We start from the raw sequence: 16,248 nt of genomic DNA, 5'->3' as shown, positions 1-16,248 counted from the left end.
TTCATTCGCAGCCTTTTGCTGCACCGTTAAGGAACTCACCATGACCGACAACACGCGCCCCACCGACACCCTGATCCCGCAACGGGCAGCGGCGGCCGCCGCCGCGTTGCCGGTCGCCTGCCCGGCGGTCGATCCGCTCACCGAGATCCTGCCCGACGAGCCGCTGCTCATGATGGGCGCGGGCCCCGTGCCGATCCCGGATGCCGTCGCCAAGGCCAATTCGGTCGTCATCAATCACCTCGGCGACACCATGGCGCGCGTCATCGACCAGGTGAAGACCATGGCGCGCTACGTCTTCCAGACGCGTTCGAACTGGGTGCTCGGCGTGGCCGGCCCAGGATCTGCGGCGATGGAAATGGCAGTTTCGAACCTTGCATGGCCCGGCACGCGCGTGCTCTCGATCGTCAACGGCTTTTTCAGCGGCCGTATGGCGGAGATGGCGCGGCGCATCGGCGCCGACGTCTCGACGCTCGACGTGAGCGACCGCGAGATCGCCTCGCTCGACGCCGTTGCACAGGCCATCGAGCGCACGCGCCCCGCGATCGTCACGATCGTGCATGGCGAGACCTCCAATACGGTCTGGAACCGCCAGTTGAAAGACATCGTCCGTATCGCGAAGGCGGCGGGCGCGCTGGTCGTCGTCGATGCCGTTTGCACGCTCAGCACGATGCCGCTGGAAATGGACGCGTGGGGCATCGACACCGTCATTACCGGCGGACAGAAAGGGCTTTCCTCGATTCCCGGCGTGTCGCTGATCGCGTTCTCGGACGCCGCGTGGCAACGCGTGCGCGAGCGCACCGCGCCGAATACGCACTGGTGTCTGGACGCCACGCTCGCGGAAAACTTCTGGCACAAGGCCGGTTATCACTACACCGCGCCGGTGTCGGGCGTGCTCGCGCTGCACGAAGCGCTGCGGCTCGTCTGCTCGGAAACGCTCGAAAAGCGTTTCGCGCGGCATCAGCGCTGCTCGCTGGCGCTGCAAAGCGGCGTCGCCGCGCTCGGCCTCGAACTCTATACGCCCGAGGAATGCCGCCTGAATTCGGTGGTCGGCATCGGGCTGCCCGAGGGGCTCACGCCGCGCGACGTGTGCAACCATATCTCGCAGCAGTATCAGGTCGAAATCGCCGGATCGTTCGGACTGCCGATCGTGCGGATCGGCCAGATGGGCGAGCAGTGCCGCGAGCACCATCTGTTCCGCACCGTGCACGCGCTCGGGCGCACCATGCGCGACCTGGGCGCGAACGTCGATCTGCCTGCGGGCGTGGCCGCGCTCGAAGAGTCGCTGTCGGCGGCCGCGCGCCGCTAAGGCAGGGCTAAGGCTGGGTCAAGCGCGACGCGCCCGTATGCAGAGGAACGCGGGCGCGAGCGCAAGCTCCGTGTAAAGCGCCGGGGCCACGGCCTTCATCTCCGGGACAGGCTTCGGCTCCACCATGGCGTCGATCTGCCAGCCGGTTTCGAGCAGCGCATTGACGATATCGGCCAGCGGGCGGCGATACGCCTCCACATAAGGCTTCGGCTCGCCAAAGCCACCCCAGTGCAGGCCGAAACGCGTGGTCTCGAAGTACGGGCGGTTCCCGCGCGTGCGCGTGTCGATCCAGTCGCGCATCGGATGCGCCATCGAAAACACCAGCAGCGCGCCGGGCCGCGCGACGCGATGGAATTCCGCGAAAGTGGGTGCAAGGCGCTCCACATAGTCGAGCGCAAGCGAGCAGACGATACGGTCGAACTGGCCATCGGCGAGCCACGCGAGCGGCTGGCCCAGATCGCCTTGCACGACGTCCACGCTCAGGTCCGCGCAGCGGGAACGCGCGAGTTCGACCATGGCGGGCGTGACGTCGAAGGCCTTCACAGCGGCGCCCGCGCGTGCCATTTCGACACTGACGATGCCGGGGCCACAGCCCGCGTCGAGCACGCTCAGGCCCGCCACGTCGCCGAGCAGCGCGGCGGTCGCCGGGCGCTCGTAAAGCGCGTTGTGCGGCTTTTCCGGGGCCATCTGCGCGTAGCGGTCGGCGAATTGCGTGTAGGCCGCGCGGCCGGGAAGTTCGGATGTGGAAGGCTGGTCGGTATCAGGATCGGTCGGCATGCTGAAGCGAAAATCCGGGCGAAATGCGTATTGTGCCAGTTGGCTGCGCCCCCTCCACCTCACACCGCCATCCCGGTTATCATCGCCCCTCGGCTTACCAATTTTCCACCCGACGATGTCCGCACCTCCAGCACACCCCGCCCTTCCTTTCGACGCCGTGCTTTTTGACTGTGACGGCGTGCTGGTCGATTCAGAGCGCATCACGCATATCGTGCTGGTCCAGATGCTCGGCGAGCTTGGCTGGACGCTGTCGGTCGATGAAGCGATGGGTATTTTCGTCGGCAAGATGGTCAAGGACGAAGCTGCGCGCATCGAGGCTCATACGGGTTTTCGCCTGACCGAAGCCTGGCTCGAAGGCTTCCGTGCGCGTCGCAACGAAGCACTCGCGCGCGATCTGATCGAGATTCCCAGCGCCCCCACTGCCGTGCGCGCCGTGCGGGAGGCCTACGACGGCCACATCGCCGTGGCTTCGGGCGCGGACCGCCGCAAGGTCGAGCTGCAATTGCGCAAGGTGGGTCTGCTCGACTGCTTCGGCAACCATATTTACAGCGGCCACGAAACGCCGCGCAGCAAGCCACATCCCGATGTTTATCTGGCTGCGGCCGCGGGACTCGGCGTGGACCCGCACCGCTGCGCCGTGATCGAGGACACCGTGACGGGCGCGCGCGCAGGCCTGGCGGCGGGCGCAACCGTGTTCGGCTACAGCCCCGCTGCGCCCGGTCACAGCAGCGCCGAAGCGCTCAAGGCCGAAGGCGTCGCGCACGTCTTCACCGACATGGCGCAGTTGCCTTCCCTGCTCACGGGCTGGAGCGCGTCGTAATCACCGTCCTCCAGTAAAACGCACAAAATTTTCCGATCGGAAACCCGCGTCATCTCCGGCTCCTGTCAGTTCCCGTCAAATCTCGGCGTTAAGCACATATGACATAGCCGTGCCCGCGTGGCGCGCACGTCACACCCAGCGCGGAAAAGCAGCAATCAGGACGCACGCGGGCGGCGGCTCGATTACCATCCGGAGACTGCTATCTGCCGGGAAAAATGCAGGAAAAGATAGTTTGCTACCGAATCGCTTTACGCTATCATCCCGCCGATGTCGAATCTTCACACCTTACGTCTGGCCGTCAGTAGCACGCTCGTGACGGCCGCCCGCAAGTGGCGGCGCACGAGCCACGGCGCGCTTACGGCCTACAACGTCTCCGAAGCCTGCGCCACGCCGCTGCTCACCGCCGGGCGTCTGGGCGAGGCGGTGCGCCAGGTCACGCTGGCCGAGCACGTCGGCATCGAAGGCCCGTCGCTGGTGCGCCTGCTCGATCAGCTCTGCGCCGCCGGTCTCGTGCGCCGCGACGAAGACCCCGACGACCGCCGCGCCAAAACGATCTCGCTCACCGAGGAAGGCCGCGCCGTCACCGCCAAAATGGAAGAAGACCTGCGCGGGCTGCGCGCACGCGTCCTCAAGGGCGTGAGCCGCGCCGATCTGGAAGCCACGCTGCGCGTGCTCAACGCCTTCAACGCGCCGGACCCGGCCGACGGCACCCTTCATGACTGAAAGCTGAAAGCAGCCTCATGACCTACCCTTCCCTGCGCGACTGGCTCTTCTCGGTCAAGACCTTCGCAGCGTCGATGCTGGCGCTCTACATCGGGCTTGCGTTCCAGCTGCCGCGCCCGTACTGGGCGATGGCGAGCGTCTATATCGTCTCGAATCCGTTCGTCGGCGCGACACGTTCGAAGGCGCTTTATCGCGTGCTCGGCACGGCGCTCGGCGCCGCCGCCGCCATCGCGCTGGTGCCGCCCTTCGTCGAAACGCCGCTGCTTTTCAGCGTGATCGTGGCGCTCTGGACCGGCACGCTGCTCTACCTCGCGATCATGGACCGCACGGCGCGCAGCTATGTGTTCATGCTCGCGGGCTACACCATGCCGCTCATCGCCTTCCCCACCGTGACCGATCCGTCCACGGTATTCGACGTGGCGATCGCGCGGACCGAGGAAATCACGGTCGGCATCATTTGCGCGAGCGTGATCGGCAGCAACATCCTGCCGAGCCGCCTCGCGCCCACGCTCATCGAGCGCGCCGACGCCTGGTTCCGCGACGCCGCCTTCTATGGCCGCGAAACGCTCTCGGGCAACATTGTCGGCAAGGCGATTTCGGCCTGCCGCCAGCGTCTGGCCGCCACGGTCAACCAGCTCGAATTCCTGCTCAGCCAGTTGGGCTACGACCATACGCACCCGGAAATCCTCGCGCGCGCCGAGAATCTGCGCGGACGCATGCAGCTCTTTTTGCCGATGATTTCGGCGCTCGCCGATCCGCTCATCGCCTTGCGGCGCGATCTGCACGTCTGGCCCGAAGGGCTCGATGCGCTGCTGTCCGACGCCGCCAGATGGTTCGACGCGCCGCTGCCGACGCGCCCCGCCGACATGCACGAGGAAGCGGGCGACAGCATCGCCGACAGCCTGCGCGCGCGCATCGCGGCGTTGCAGCCGGCGCACGATCAACTCACGGGCTGGGAAGGCGCGCTGCTTTCGAATGCGCTCTGGCGTCTCGGACAGGTGATCGACGTCTGGCAGGACTGCCTCACCTTGCGCACGCTGATCGCGCACGAGGAAGGCAGTTGGCGCCCGCGCTACCGGCACTGGCGTCTGGGCGGCACCGAGCGCTTCTACGACCGCGGCCTGATGCTGATCTCGTGCGCCGTGCCGGTAAGCGCGATCCTCGTGGCCTGCTGGCTCTGGGTCAGCTCGGGCTGGCACGACGGCGCGGGCGCCGTGACGCTCGCCGCCGTGGCCTGCTGCTTCTTCGCCGCGCTCGACGAGCCCGCGCCAATGGTGTTCCGCTTCTTCGCCGCGACCGCCGCGAGCGTGGTGTTCGCGGGCCTCTATCTGTTCGTCGTGCTGCCCAAGGTGCACGACTTCGCGATGCTCGTGCTGATGTTCGCCGGGCCGTTCATTCTGATCGGCACGCTGATACCGCGCCCCGCCTTCAATATGGTGACGATGCTCACGGCTGTGAACACGGCGACCTTCATCAGCATCCAGAGCGCCTACGACACCGACTTCCTCGTGTTCCTCAACAGCAATATCGCGGGCGTCGCGGGCCTGTTGTTCGCCTATGTGTGGACGCGCGCGACACGCCCGTTCGGCGCCGAATTCGCGGCCAGGCGACTGCTGCGTTCGAGCTGGACGGACGTGGCGCTGTCCGCGTCCACCGCGCCGCTCGCCGATCAGCGCAATCTGACTTCGCGCATGGTCGATCGCCTGATGCAATTGATCCCGCGCCTCGCGGCCTCGGACGAGCATCGCCATCCGTCGATCGAGAGCTTTCGCGATCTGCGCATCGCGCTCAACGCGCTCGATCTGCGCCGCTCGCGCCGCAAGCTCGACGGCGACGTCCCCGCCGCGATCGACCGCGTGCTCGCGGGCGTGAGCGATCATTACACGCGCTGCGCCAATGCGCGCTCGCGCCAGAGCGCATCGCCCGCGCTGCTTTCGACCATCGACGACGCCATGCATCGCGTCGCCACGCGCGGCCTCGCCCAGGAAGCGGCCAGCGCCGCCGACGCTGCCACCGCGCCCGCCGGCGGCGTCGCGCGAGCGCGCGTATCGCAGCGCTGGCTGCGCGACACGCTGCACGCGCTGGTGGGCCTGCGCCTGGCGCTCTACCCAACGCTTGCCGGACAACGCCCGCATGGCGGCACAACGGAGGCCGGTGCATGAGCGCACATCCTGTTCAACCTTTTTCGAAACCCGCATCATGATCGGCGAAATCGATATCTTTGGCGTCTTCGTGCCCGCCGTCCTCGTGCTGATGCTGATCGCGTACCTCATCAACGTCGTGATCGGCAAGGTGCTGACGCGCGTCGGCTTTTACCGGCTCGTCTGGCATCGCTCTATTTTCGATCTCGGCATTTATGTTTTTGTACTGGCCGCCGTCATCATCGTGTCGCATCGCTTCGTGAACTAACGTGAACGTGAAAAAAACCTGGTTCTCCGCAGGACAGATCCTGCTGACGCTCATCGTCGTCGTGGTCGCCGCCCTCGTGCTGTGGCGCATCGTCAATTACTACATGTTCTCGCCGTGGACGCGGGACGGTCACGTGCGCGCCGACGTGATTCAGGTCGCGCCCGACGTGGGCGGCCTCATCACCAGCGTCGACGTGGTGGACAACCAGCCGGTCAAGCAAGGCCAGGTGCTGTTCGTGATCGACCAGGCCCGCTACACGCTTTCGCTGCGACTCGCGCAAGCGGCGCTCGAACAGCGCAAGGCCACGCTCGCGCAGGCCAAACGCGAGTACGCGCGCAATATCGCGCTCGGCAACCTCGTGGCGAGCGAAACGATCGAAGAAAGCCGCACGCGCGTCGAACAGGGCGAAGCGTCCGTGGCCGACGGCCAGGTGCAGGTGGACACAGCCAGGCTCAATCTGCAGCGCACGACCATCGTGAGTCCCGTCGACGGCTATCTGAACGACCGCGCGCCGCGTGTGGGCGAATACGTGTCGGCGGGCCGCGCCGTGCTTTCCGTGGTCGATCTGCATTCGTTCCGCGTGGACGGCTACTTCGAGGAAACGCGCCTGCATGGCATCCATATCGGCCAGCCTGTCGAGATCATCGTGATGGGCGAGTCGCGCCCGCTGCGCGGCCACGTGCAGAGCATCGTCGCCGCCATCGAAGACCGCGACCGCCAGGCCAGCCCGAACCTGCTGCCGAACGTGAACCCGGCGTTTAGCTGGGTGCGCCTTGCGCAACGTATTCCGGTGCGCGTCGCGCTCGACGAAGTCCCCGACGATTTCCGCATGATCGCGGGCCGCACGGCCACCGTCGCGGTGCGCGACGATGCAGCGGACAAGAAGGACAAGCGTAACGGCGCCACGGGCGTGAATAGCGCAAGCGCAGCCGTTGCGCCGGTCGTGGCGAGCGGAGCCTCGCAATGACGCGCCGTCGTCTTCTCTGGCGCACTTTCGCGCTTGCGCCGCTCACGCTGGCCGTGGGCGCGTGTATCAACCTCGGCCCCAACTACAAGCTGCCGCAGGATGCGCTCGTCAACGCGCCGCTTGCGCAAGGGCCGATCGCCGGCGCCGACAAGGCGCCCGTTTCGCAGGCTGCGGTGCCGAACGACTGGTGGCGTCTCTACGACGATCCCGAACTCGATCAGCTCGTGCAGGACGCGCTCAAATCGAACACGAGCCTGCGCGTGGCTGCCGCGAATCTCGCGCGCTCGCGCGACGCGTACGACATCGCCAACGCCCAGGGCGGCTTCTCGGGCAGCGCGACCGCGGGCTTCCAGCGCGCCCAGGAGTCTGCCGAACAGTACCTGCTGTTCAGCAAGCTGCCGGTCGAAAACCTCGGCGACGGCGGCATCAACGTCTCGTATGAAATCGACCTGTTCGGCAAGCTGCGACGCGGCGTGGAATCGGCCGAAGCCGAGGACGAAGCCGTGCTCGCCGCCGCCGATCTCGCGCGCATCAACGTGGTGGCGGACGTGGTGCAGGCCTATGTCGAATCGTGCTCGGCGGCGGAAGAACTCGCCATCGCGCAGGAATCGCTCAAGCTGCAACAGCAGCGCGTGACGCTCACAAAACGCCTGCGCGACGCGGGCCGCGGCAACCAGCCCGACGTGACGCGCGGCGTGACTCAGGTGCAGACGCTCGCCGCGGATATCCCGCGCTTCGAGGGCCGCCGCCGCATCGCGCAATATCAGCTCGCCATGCTGCTTGCGCGTGCGCCCGCCGATCTGCCGCCTGCTGCGCTCAGTTGCAACCGCCTGCCGAAGCTCAGGCAGCCGATCCCGGTCGGCGACGGCGCGGCCCTGCTGCGCCGCCGTCCCGACGTGCGCGAAGCCGAGCGCCAACTGGCTTCGGCCACCGCGAAAATCGGCGTGGCGATCGCCGACATGTATCCGTCGATCAGCATCGGCGCGAGCGTGGGCACGGTCGGTATCGCCAGCGATCTGTTCTCGCCGACCACCAATAGCTGGTCATTCGGACCACTGATCAACTGGACTTTCCCAGCCAACGGCCAGCGCGCCCGCGTACGCGCAGCCGAAGCGGCGACGAATGGCGCGCTCGCGCACTTCGACGGCGTGGTGCTCAATGCGCTGCGGGAAACTCAGTCGAGCCTCGCCACCTATGCGGCCGACGATCAGCGTGCCGACGCGCTGCGCACGGCTTATGCGTCGGCGAAGCAGTCGGCTGACGAAACGCATCGGCTCTATTCGGCGGGGCGTGAATCGTTTATTTCCGATCTCGACGCGACGCGCACGCTGACGAGCGCGCATTCGCAGGTCGCGGCAGCGGAAGGCCAGGTGGCGCTTGATCAGGTAAAGCTGTTCCTCGCGCTGGGCGGAGGCTGGGAGCCGGATCAGGAGAAGCCGGCGGCGGGACAAGCGGGTCATTCCGAATAAGCAACAGGCGGATCCGGTCGTTGCCGCATCCGCCTGTTTGGCAGAAGCCCCGCAGCGACGCCCATTGCGCGCCGCTGCGTTCCAGGGTTGCTTACGTCGCGTCGTGCGCAGCCGCGCGGTAACGCGCCGCCGGTTGCGATTGCGCGAAATTCGGCACCATCGCGCGGCGCGCCTCGTCGAAAACATTCCATTGCCCGACGTCGGGCAGCGGCGGAATCGTCACCGTCTCGCGCCGATCGAAGCCCACCAGCGCCGCGTCCACGAGATCGTCCACTTCCATCACGCCTTCGATCGTGTCGACGTCCTTGCCGACGCTCGACCAGATTTCCGTGCGCGTGGCCGCGGGCAGCACCGCCTGCACATAAACACCCTTCGGCCCCAGCTCCAGATGCAGGCCTTGCGATAGAAACAACGCAAAAGCCTTGGTCGCGCCATACACGCTCATGCCGAACTCCGGCGCGAGCCCCACCACCGACGCGATATTCACGATCGCGCCCTTTCCTTCACGCACGAAACGCGGCGCCACGGCAGACGCCAGGCGCGCGAGCGCCGTGGTGTTCAGATCGATCACGCGCGTCACTTCGTCCACGCCCTGATCGAGAAAACCGCCCGCCGACGCAACGCCCGCGTTATTCACCAGCACGCCGATGCGCGAATCTTCAGCAACGCGCTTCTCCACCTCAAGGAGATCGGCGCGCTGCGAAAGGTCGGCTCGCAGGATTTCGACGTTGACGCCATCGCGGCTACGCAAACGCGCCGCGAGCGCTTCCAGCCGTTCGCGATTACGCGCGACCAGCACGAGGTCATGACCACGACTGGCGAAACGATCGGCGTACACGGCGCCGATGCCGGAGGAAGCGCCTGTAATGAGAACAGCAGGTTGTTGAGCAGACATGGTGAAACTCCTTCGAGTGTCGGGGTGTTTTACATGACGATCATCATGTATTTGATCGAATCATGACTACCATCATGTATAATGTCAAGCAGGAAAATGCAGCACGGAGGACGCGATGCGAGTCAGTCGGGAACAGGTGGCGATCAATCGCCAGAAAATCCTGGAGGCCGCGAGCCGGCTCTTTCGGGAACACGGCTACGACGCCGTGACGGTCGCGGACGTGATGAGCGCCGCCGGGCTCACGCACGGCGGCTTTTATGGCTATTTCAAGTCGAAGGACGAATTGATCGCGCAGACGCTCGCCCATGTGTTCGGGCAAGGCGACGCGGGCGAAACGGATCTGGTGCGTTATGCGGCGCGCTATTTGTCGAGCGAGCATCGCGACAATATCGCGGGCGGCTGCCCTACTGCGGCGCTCGGCGCGGAAACCGTGCGGCAAACGCCTGAAGCGCGCGCCGCGATGGCGGCGGGCCTGAGGAGACAGATCGAGCGCCTGAGCGCACGGGGTTCGGGCGACGCCGCCTATGATGCGGCGCAGGCGCGGCGCGCGGCCATCGGGGGCTGGTCGGCGATGGTGGGCGCAGTGATTCTCGCGCGCCTGGTCGACGATCCGGTGCTATCGGACGAAGTGCTGAACGAGACGTTGGCCTGGATCGAACATCAGGACGCCGATACATCGACATCGCACTAAAGCCGGTCTATAAAGCAAAGCCGCCCGAATGTTTCCATCCGGGCGGCCATAACCCTCGGCCACAGCAGCAAACCTTTAACGGTTCATATACACAGGCGGCGAATAGCTGCTCGCGGCGCCGCTTTGCGAAGTGCCGTCCATTGCGGGGCCATAACCGCTGTTGTTACGCGCATCGAGGCGCGCCTTCGCGGCGCGATAATCCTCGGGATAATATGGCGACGCCACGTTCGGACGCCAACCCACCGATTCGAGCGCCTTCAGTTCATTACGCACCTGTTCGCGCGTAACCGGACCGTTTTCGGCCTGCGATTGAGCAAAAGAAATGGCCGGTGCTACGAGTACCGCAGCCAGCGCGGCTGCCTTGATCAGCGACTTCATGACGACACCTCCGATAACTTGACTTGTTCGGCGCAGCCCAGGCTGCGAACCGGTGTCTAAAGTCTAGAAAGATCGGAGCACCAGATAAATGCCGGCACGGCGAATTCACTGTTTTCGCAGAACGTATAATCGCGCGCCTTATCACCACCGCTTATAAGCTCGAATCCACCAGGAATAAGCGTTTAAAAAAGCCGCGCACCCGCCATCCACACGCGCGCTAAATGGGTCATGATAGGCGCTTCGACCATATCGAAGAGGAGGCAAAGATGGCGACATGGAAGCCGGATCCGAGCTTTTATCCCTCCGCGCGACTGGCGGCGGGAGCGAAAGCGGAAACGCTCGCGTGGGTCGCGAGTTTCGACCCCACGGGCACCGTCCCCGATTCGCTCGACGTGGTCGATCTCGACCCTGCCTCGCCCGACTATGGGCGCGTCGTCCATCGCCTCGCGATGCCGAATACGGGCGACGAACTCCATCACTTCGGCTGGAACGCCTGCAGTTCGTGTCTCTGCCCGAACGCGCCGCACGCGCACACGGAACGGCGTTATCTGATCGTGCCGGGACTGCGCTCCTCGCGTATTCATATCGTCGATACGAAACCCGATCCGCGCCGCCCTTCCATCGTGCGCGTGCATGAACCGGAAGACGTCGCGCAACGCGCGGGCTATTCGCGCCCCCATACCGTGCACTGCGGCCCCGATGGCATTTATGTGACCGCGCTCGCCAATGGCGAAGGCGAAGCGCCCGGCGGCATCTTCCTGATGGATCACGAGAGCTTCGACATTCTCGGCCAATGGGAAATCGATCGGGGTCCGCAACAACTGGCCTACGACGGTTGGTGGCACCTCGGTTATGACACGCTCGTGACGAGCGAATGGGGCCTGCCCGCGGCCTTCGAAAACGGCCTCGTGCCCGAAGTGCTGCTCGGCGGCCAGTATGGCCACCGGCTGCACTTCTGGGATCTGCATACGCGCAAGCACAAACAGGTGCTCGATTTCGGCGCGGAAAACCAGCTCGTTTTCGAACTGCGCCCCGCGCACGATCCCACCAAACCCTATGGTTTCGTGAACTCGGTCATCAGCCTCAAGGATCTGTCGGCCTCGATCTGGCAGTGGTATCTGGACGGCGACAAATGGGCTGCGCGCAAGATCATCGAAATTCCCGCCGAGCCCGCCGATCCGGAAACACTGCCGCCCATGCTCAAGGGCTTTTCCGCCGTGCCGCCGCTCGTGACGGATATCGCGCTTTCGCTCGACGACCGCTTTCTCTACGTGGCGTGCTGGGGTACCGGCGACCTGCGCCAGTACGATGTTTCGGATCCCGAACATCCTAAACTGACGGGCAAGGTGCGCGTGGGCGGCATCGTGTCGAAGGCCGCGCATCCGGCGGCACAGGGCCGTGCGCTCAATGGCGGCCCGCAGATGGTCGAAGTAAGCCGCGACGGCCGCCGCGTCTATTTCACGAACTCGCTGTATGGAGCCATCGACGCGCAGTTCTATCCGGAAGGAATCGACGGCTGGATGGTCAAGCTCGATGCCGGTCCCGACGGCGGCCTCGCTTTCGACGAGCGCTTTTTCGTGGAATGGCCCAAGACGCACCGGCCTCACCAGATCCGGCTCGAAGGCGGCGATTGCTCGTCTGATTCGTACTGCTATCCTTAACGCCGACCGGCATGGAAAACCTGGCCGGCAGTCTTAACGCACATTGGGCGGCATGGAGCGCCGTGGTCGCCAGCGGGGTCTTCCACGGCGTCAATCCGGCCATGGGCTGGCTCTTCGCGACGGCGCTCGGCCTGCAGCGCGGCAGCCGCTCGGCGCTGCTGCTGGCGCTGCCGCCCATTGCGCTCGGCCATGCGGCGTCCGTTCTGCTGTTCACAAGTTCGATCGCCGTGCTGGGCGCGTGGATGCCGCCGCTCGCGCAGAGCGGCCTGCATTGGTTGCTCGGCGCGTTGCTGATCGGCTGGGCCGCCTGGCAACATGCTTATGGACACAAGCATCGCGTGCGGGTTGGCATGACGGCGGGCTTTCTCGGTCTCGCGGCGTGGTCGGCGTTGATGGCGACGCTGCATGGCGCGGGTCTCATGCTGATGCCCGCACTGCTCCCCGTATGCGGCAGCGGCATGAGCGCGGGAGGGCCGCTTGCGGTATCGGCGGCTTTTACCGTGCTGCATACGGCCGTCACGCTCGCGACGACCGCCGCCATTGCGCTGCTCGCCTATGAATACCTGGGCTTGGGAATTTTGCGGCGCGGCTGGATCAATTTCGAATGGCTATGGCAAGGCGCGCTCGTCGCCACGGGCGCGATCATGATCGCGGCAGGCTGAACCCGCCTCGATTGTTTCGCTTCACTCGCCCTCGGGATAATCGGCCGCCAGGCTCGTGTCGCGCCATGCGTCGATATCGGCCAGCGCCGCGCGCAGACGTTGCGCCACCGCATCGACGCCGAACGCGCCCAGCACCAGATGACGCGGCGGCTTCTCCACCTCGGTCACGCGGATCATCGCGAGCGCCGCCCGCTTCGGGTCGCCCGCCTGTTTGCCGCTGCCCTGCGCCGTGCGCTGCATGCGCGCGCCGGCCGTTTCCGCATAGTCGGCAATGCGGCCCGGCGTCTGCACGAGCGAGCGTCCCGCCCAATCCGTGCGAAACGGCCCCGGCTCCACACAGGTCACCTTGATGCCAAGTGGGCCCGCCTCCGCGAGCAGCGCGTCGGAGAAGCCCTCGACGGCGTGCTTGGAGGCCGAGTAATACCCCGAGCCAGGAAAGCCCGCGAGCCCCGCCACCGACGTGATATTGATGACGTGACCGCTGCGCTTCGCGCGCATGCCGGGCAGCACCGCGCGCGTCATCGCAAAGAGCCCGAACGTGTTCGCATCGAACTGCGCACGGATTTCACGCTCGTCGCCCTCTTCGATCGAGCTTTGATAACCATAGCCCGCATTGTTGACGAGCACGTCGATCGCGCCGAACTGCTTGCGCGCCTGCGCGACGGCGGCCTCGATCTGCGCGCCGTCGGTTACGTCGAGCGAGATGCGCAGCAGACGCTCGCCCGCATCGGGCGCGAGATCGTCGAGCGACGCCTTGTTACGCGCGGTGGCGACGCAACGCCAGCCGCGCTCCAGCACGGCAAGCGCCAGTTCGCGGCCGAAGCCGGTGGAACAGCCGGTAATGAACCAGACGGGAGACGCGTTTGAGGAAGTATCGGACATTGAGAGCCTCGCAGACGAAGAGCCACGGAGTCGAAGGTCGGAGGGCGCGCAACCGGCGCCGCGCCGCAAACGGCGTGAGGGAGCACGGCGCGCGCCCGAAAGGAAAGTGGAAGACGTGAGCGCATTGCGTTCAGAAACAGCGCGCCACGAGTGCCGATGATAGCGGTAACGCGCGCGGCGTGCAGGCGGCGCCAAGCGCCAATCGCGCAGCCCATGTACCATACGGCGCTCGCACCCCAAGCAACCGAAACTATCTGGGCGCACTGCTTTCAATCGAATCTGCCGGAGAAAAACCCGATGTCCACCGCCACCTCGCCCGAGACGTCCGCCGCCGCTCAACGCGCCCTCGAAACGCGCTACGGCACGCCCTGGAGCGCGCCGCTGCCCGCCTGGAACGAGACGCTCGATTCGCTGCTCGCGCACCGGTCGGTGCGTAATTACGCCGATAAACCGCTGCCTGCCGGCACGCTCGAAACACTGATCGCCGCTGCGCAATCGGCTTCGACTTCGTCGAATCTGCAAACGTGGAGCGTAGTGGCGATCGAGAATCCGGAGCGCAAGGCGCGTCTGGCGACGCTCGCCGCCAATCAGTCGCAGATCCGCGAGGCGCCGCTCTTTCTCGTCTGGCTCGCCGACCTCAATCGTCTCGAAGCCGCAGCCGGGCGTACCGGCGCAAGCGCGGAAGGTCTGCACTATCTGGAGACGCTGCTCGTCGGCGTGATCGATGCGGCGCTCGCGGCGCAAAATGCCGTGGTGGCGCTCGAATCGCTCGGCATGAGCGCGGTGTATATCGGCGCGATCCGCAATCAGCCCGAGCAGGTGGCCGCCGAACTGGGGTTGCCGCCGCGCGTGCTGCCCGTGTTCGGCCTGTGCGTGGGTTACGCCGACGAATCGCACCCCGCGCAGATCAAGCCGCGCCTGCCGCAGCCGGTCGTGCTCCACCGCGAGCAATACGACGCGCCTTCGCAGGAAGACGGCATCGCGCAATATGACGAGGTGATTGGCGAATTCCAGACCGCGCAGGGCCAGAGCGCGGCAGGCTGGACCTCGCGCTCGCTCGCGCGCTGGCGCAGCCGTGAGTCGCTACATGGTCGCGATCGTCTGCGCGACGCGCTCAACGCGCTCGGTTTCGAGCTGCGTTAAAGCGCGTGCGTCCGCAAATCCGTTGAGTAAGCAACGACATTGAGCAAGGAGCGAGGCAAATGAAAGTCGCTGTCATGGGCGCCGGCGCGGTGGGTTGCTACTACGGCGGCATGCTCGCGCGCGCGGGGCATGATGTGGTGTTGATCGGGCGCAGCCAGCACGTCGAAGCGATCGAACGCGACGGCCTGCGCCTCGAAACGCAGAGCTTCGACGAACGTGTCGGCGCTCCGCATCTGCGCGCGAGCGCCGATGCGAGTGCCGTCGCCAGCGCGCAACTCGTGCTGTTCTGCGTGAAGTCGACCGACACAGTGAGCGCGGGCGAATCCATCGCGCCGCATCTGCAGGCCGATGCGCTCGTGCTGACGCTGCAAAACGGCGTGGACAACGCCGACCGGCTGCGCACGGCGATCACGCAGGAGGTCGCTGCGGCGGTCGTCTACGTGGCGAGCGAAATGGCCGGTCCCGGCCACGTGCGCCACAACGGCCGCGGCGAACTGGTGATCGAGCCGTCGCCCAGCAGCGAAACCGTTGCGCACGCACTGATCTCCGCGGGCGTGCCCACGGAAGTTTCGGCCAATGTACGCGGCGCGCTCTGGGCCAAGCTGATCCTGAACTGCGCGTACAACGCGCTGTCGGCGATTTCGCAGTTGCCTTACGGGCGCCTCGTGCAGGGCGTGGGCGTGCGCGACGCGATGCGCGATGTGGTGGCCGAATGCAAGGCCGTTGCGCAAGCCGATGGCGTGACGTTGCCGCCCGATGTGGACGCGGCCGTGCGCCGTATCGCCGAGACCATGCAGGAGCAGTATTCGTCGACGGCGCAGGATCTCGCGCGCGGCAAACGCAGCGAGATCGATCATCTCAACGGTTTCGTCGTGCAACGCGGCGAGGCGCTGGGTGTCGCAACGCCCGCCAATCGTCTGCTGCATACGATCGTGAAGCTCGTCGAAGACAAGGCGCACGGCGCGATCTGAGCGCCATCACGGCAGTTCAGCCGCCGCTCGCCTCGCGCTCGAACACCAGCAACGTCGAGGTGGCCGACGCGTAGAGCTTGCCCGCCGCGTCCTTGAGCGTCGCTTCGGCGAAGGCCGCGCGTCGGCCAATGGTCAGCACGCGGCCCTCGGCGTACACCGGGCCGGTGTTGACCGTCATCGCGCGATGATAGGCGACCTTCAATTCAAGCGTGGTATAGCCCTGATTCGCGGCCAGGCGCGAATGCGCCGCGCAACCGCACGCGGAATCGAGCAGCGTGGCCGCATAGCCGCCGTGCACCGTGCCGATCGGGTTATACGCATGCATCCCGGGCACGCCTTCGAACACCACGCGCCCCTCCTCCACTGCCACCAGTTTGAAGCCCAGCGTTTCGCCAATCGGCGCGAGGCGGCCACTGGCGAGCATCTGCTGCAATTGTTCGAGGCCGGTGAGGCCGGCGGGAAGTTCGGCAACGAGGTTCATGGGTGACGGTCTC

At 65.9% G+C, this 16,248-nt stretch carries 17 protein-coding genes; 12 read left to right on the top strand and 5 right to left on the bottom strand.

Going from position 1 to position 16,248, the window contains the following annotated elements:
* Window positions 1-169: 169 nt before the first annotated feature.
* Window positions 170-1,306 (top strand): pyridoxal-phosphate-dependent aminotransferase family protein, encoded by a 1,137-nt coding sequence (locus B0G62_RS06780; RefSeq protein ID WP_244193148.1) that lies wholly within the window; start codon window positions 170-172, stop codon window positions 1,304-1,306.
* An 18-nt stretch (window positions 1,307-1,324) separates the two neighbouring features.
* Here the strand turns inward: B0G62_RS06780 and B0G62_RS06775 are convergent, their stop codons facing one another.
* Window positions 1,325-2,083 (bottom strand): class I SAM-dependent methyltransferase, encoded by a 759-nt coding sequence (locus B0G62_RS06775; RefSeq protein WP_103703388.1) that lies wholly within the window; start codon window positions 2,081-2,083, stop codon window positions 1,325-1,327.
* A gap of 115 nt (window positions 2,084-2,198) precedes the next feature.
* Here B0G62_RS06775 and B0G62_RS06770 point away from each other — a divergent pair, with 115 nt between their 5' ends.
* The 6 genes from B0G62_RS06770 (at window position 2,199) to B0G62_RS06745 (ending at window position 8,471) form a co-directional block, all read left to right on the top strand.
* The gene (locus tag B0G62_RS06770) at window positions 2,199-2,903 is read left to right on the top strand and encodes an HAD family hydrolase (protein ID WP_103703387.1); all 705 of its coding nucleotides are present in this window, start codon (window positions 2,199-2,201) and stop codon (window positions 2,901-2,903) included.
* A gap of 267 nt (window positions 2,904-3,170) precedes the next feature.
* Window positions 3,171-3,626, top strand: coding sequence for a MarR family winged helix-turn-helix transcriptional regulator (locus B0G62_RS06765; RefSeq protein ID WP_103703386.1), 456 nt, complete (start codon window positions 3,171-3,173; stop codon window positions 3,624-3,626).
* A 17-nt stretch (window positions 3,627-3,643) separates the two neighbouring features.
* The gene (locus tag B0G62_RS06760) at window positions 3,644-5,788 is read left to right on the top strand and encodes an FUSC family protein (protein ID WP_103703385.1); all 2,145 of its coding nucleotides are present in this window, start codon (window positions 3,644-3,646) and stop codon (window positions 5,786-5,788) included.
* A gap of 37 nt (window positions 5,789-5,825) precedes the next feature.
* A complete protein-coding gene (locus B0G62_RS06755; protein ID WP_027818583.1) occupies window positions 5,826-6,035 on the top strand; it encodes a DUF1656 domain-containing protein in 210 nt (69 codons plus the stop codon).
* Between the two features lie 7 nt (window positions 6,036-6,042).
* The gene (locus B0G62_RS06750; protein ID WP_103703658.1) at window positions 6,043-7,002 is read left to right on the top strand and encodes an efflux RND transporter periplasmic adaptor subunit; all 960 of its coding nucleotides are present in this window, start codon (window positions 6,043-6,045) and stop codon (window positions 7,000-7,002) included.
* Window positions 6,999-8,471 (top strand): efflux transporter outer membrane subunit, encoded by a 1,473-nt coding sequence (locus B0G62_RS06745; RefSeq protein WP_103703384.1) that lies wholly within the window; start codon window positions 6,999-7,001, stop codon window positions 8,469-8,471. Before B0G62_RS06750 ends, B0G62_RS06745 begins: the two co-directional genes overlap by 4 nt.
* Before the next feature lie 91 nt (window positions 8,472-8,562).
* On the opposite strand, the gene B0G62_RS06740 is transcribed toward B0G62_RS06745, so the two are convergent.
* A complete protein-coding gene (locus tag B0G62_RS06740; protein WP_103703383.1) occupies window positions 8,563-9,366 on the bottom strand; it encodes an SDR family NAD(P)-dependent oxidoreductase in 804 nt (267 codons plus the stop codon).
* Between the two features lie 115 nt (window positions 9,367-9,481).
* Here B0G62_RS06740 and B0G62_RS06735 point away from each other — a divergent pair, with 115 nt between their 5' ends.
* The gene (locus B0G62_RS06735; protein ID WP_103703382.1) at window positions 9,482-10,057 is read left to right on the top strand and encodes a TetR/AcrR family transcriptional regulator; all 576 of its coding nucleotides are present in this window, start codon (window positions 9,482-9,484) and stop codon (window positions 10,055-10,057) included.
* A gap of 75 nt (window positions 10,058-10,132) precedes the next feature.
* Here the strand turns inward: B0G62_RS06735 and B0G62_RS06730 are convergent, their stop codons facing one another.
* Window positions 10,133-10,435: a DUF4148 domain-containing protein gene (locus B0G62_RS06730; RefSeq protein ID WP_103703381.1), complete on the bottom strand. Its 303-nt coding sequence runs from the start codon at window positions 10,433-10,435 to the stop codon at window positions 10,133-10,135.
* A 266-nt stretch (window positions 10,436-10,701) separates the two neighbouring features.
* Here B0G62_RS06730 and B0G62_RS06725 point away from each other — a divergent pair, with 266 nt between their 5' ends.
* Window positions 10,702-12,096 (top strand): selenium-binding family protein, encoded by a 1,395-nt coding sequence (locus B0G62_RS06725; RefSeq protein WP_103703657.1) that lies wholly within the window; start codon window positions 10,702-10,704, stop codon window positions 12,094-12,096.
* Between the two features lie 11 nt (window positions 12,097-12,107).
* Complete coding sequence (locus tag B0G62_RS06720) at window positions 12,108-12,758, top strand: hypothetical protein (protein ID WP_167401195.1); 651 nt, start codon at window positions 12,108-12,110, stop codon at window positions 12,756-12,758.
* Between the two features lie 21 nt (window positions 12,759-12,779).
* Here B0G62_RS06720 and B0G62_RS06715 read toward each other — a convergent pair whose 3' ends face one another.
* Window positions 12,780-13,640 carry an oxidoreductase gene (locus tag B0G62_RS06715; RefSeq protein WP_103703380.1) on the bottom strand — a complete coding sequence of 287 codons (861 nt, stop codon included), beginning with the start codon at window positions 13,638-13,640 and terminating at the stop codon, window positions 12,780-12,782.
* Between the two features lie 297 nt (window positions 13,641-13,937).
* On the opposite strand from B0G62_RS06715, the gene B0G62_RS06710 reads away from it, so the two are divergent.
* Together B0G62_RS06710 and B0G62_RS06705 are read left to right on the top strand one after the other, a co-directional pair.
* Window positions 13,938-14,783 carry an NADPH-dependent oxidoreductase gene (locus B0G62_RS06710; RefSeq protein ID WP_103703655.1) on the top strand — a complete coding sequence of 282 codons (846 nt, stop codon included), beginning with the start codon at window positions 13,938-13,940 and terminating at the stop codon, window positions 14,781-14,783.
* Between the two features lie 59 nt (window positions 14,784-14,842).
* Window positions 14,843-15,754 (top strand): ketopantoate reductase family protein, encoded by a 912-nt coding sequence (locus B0G62_RS06705; protein WP_103703379.1) that lies wholly within the window; start codon window positions 14,843-14,845, stop codon window positions 15,752-15,754.
* Between the two features lie 16 nt (window positions 15,755-15,770).
* On the opposite strand, the gene B0G62_RS06700 is transcribed toward B0G62_RS06705, so the two are convergent.
* The gene (locus B0G62_RS06700; RefSeq protein WP_103703378.1) at window positions 15,771-16,235 is read right to left on the bottom strand and encodes a PaaI family thioesterase; all 465 of its coding nucleotides are present in this window, start codon (window positions 16,233-16,235) and stop codon (window positions 15,771-15,773) included.
* Window positions 16,236-16,248 lie beyond the last annotated feature (13 nt).

The sequence above is a fragment of the Paraburkholderia eburnea genome (assembly GCF_002917095.1).
In the GTDB taxonomy this organism is placed as follows: domain Bacteria; phylum Pseudomonadota; class Gammaproteobacteria; order Burkholderiales; family Burkholderiaceae; genus Paraburkholderia; species Paraburkholderia eburnea.
The sequence above is the reverse complement of the archived record's forward strand: the minus strand, read 5'-3'. Positions and strand labels throughout refer to the sequence as shown.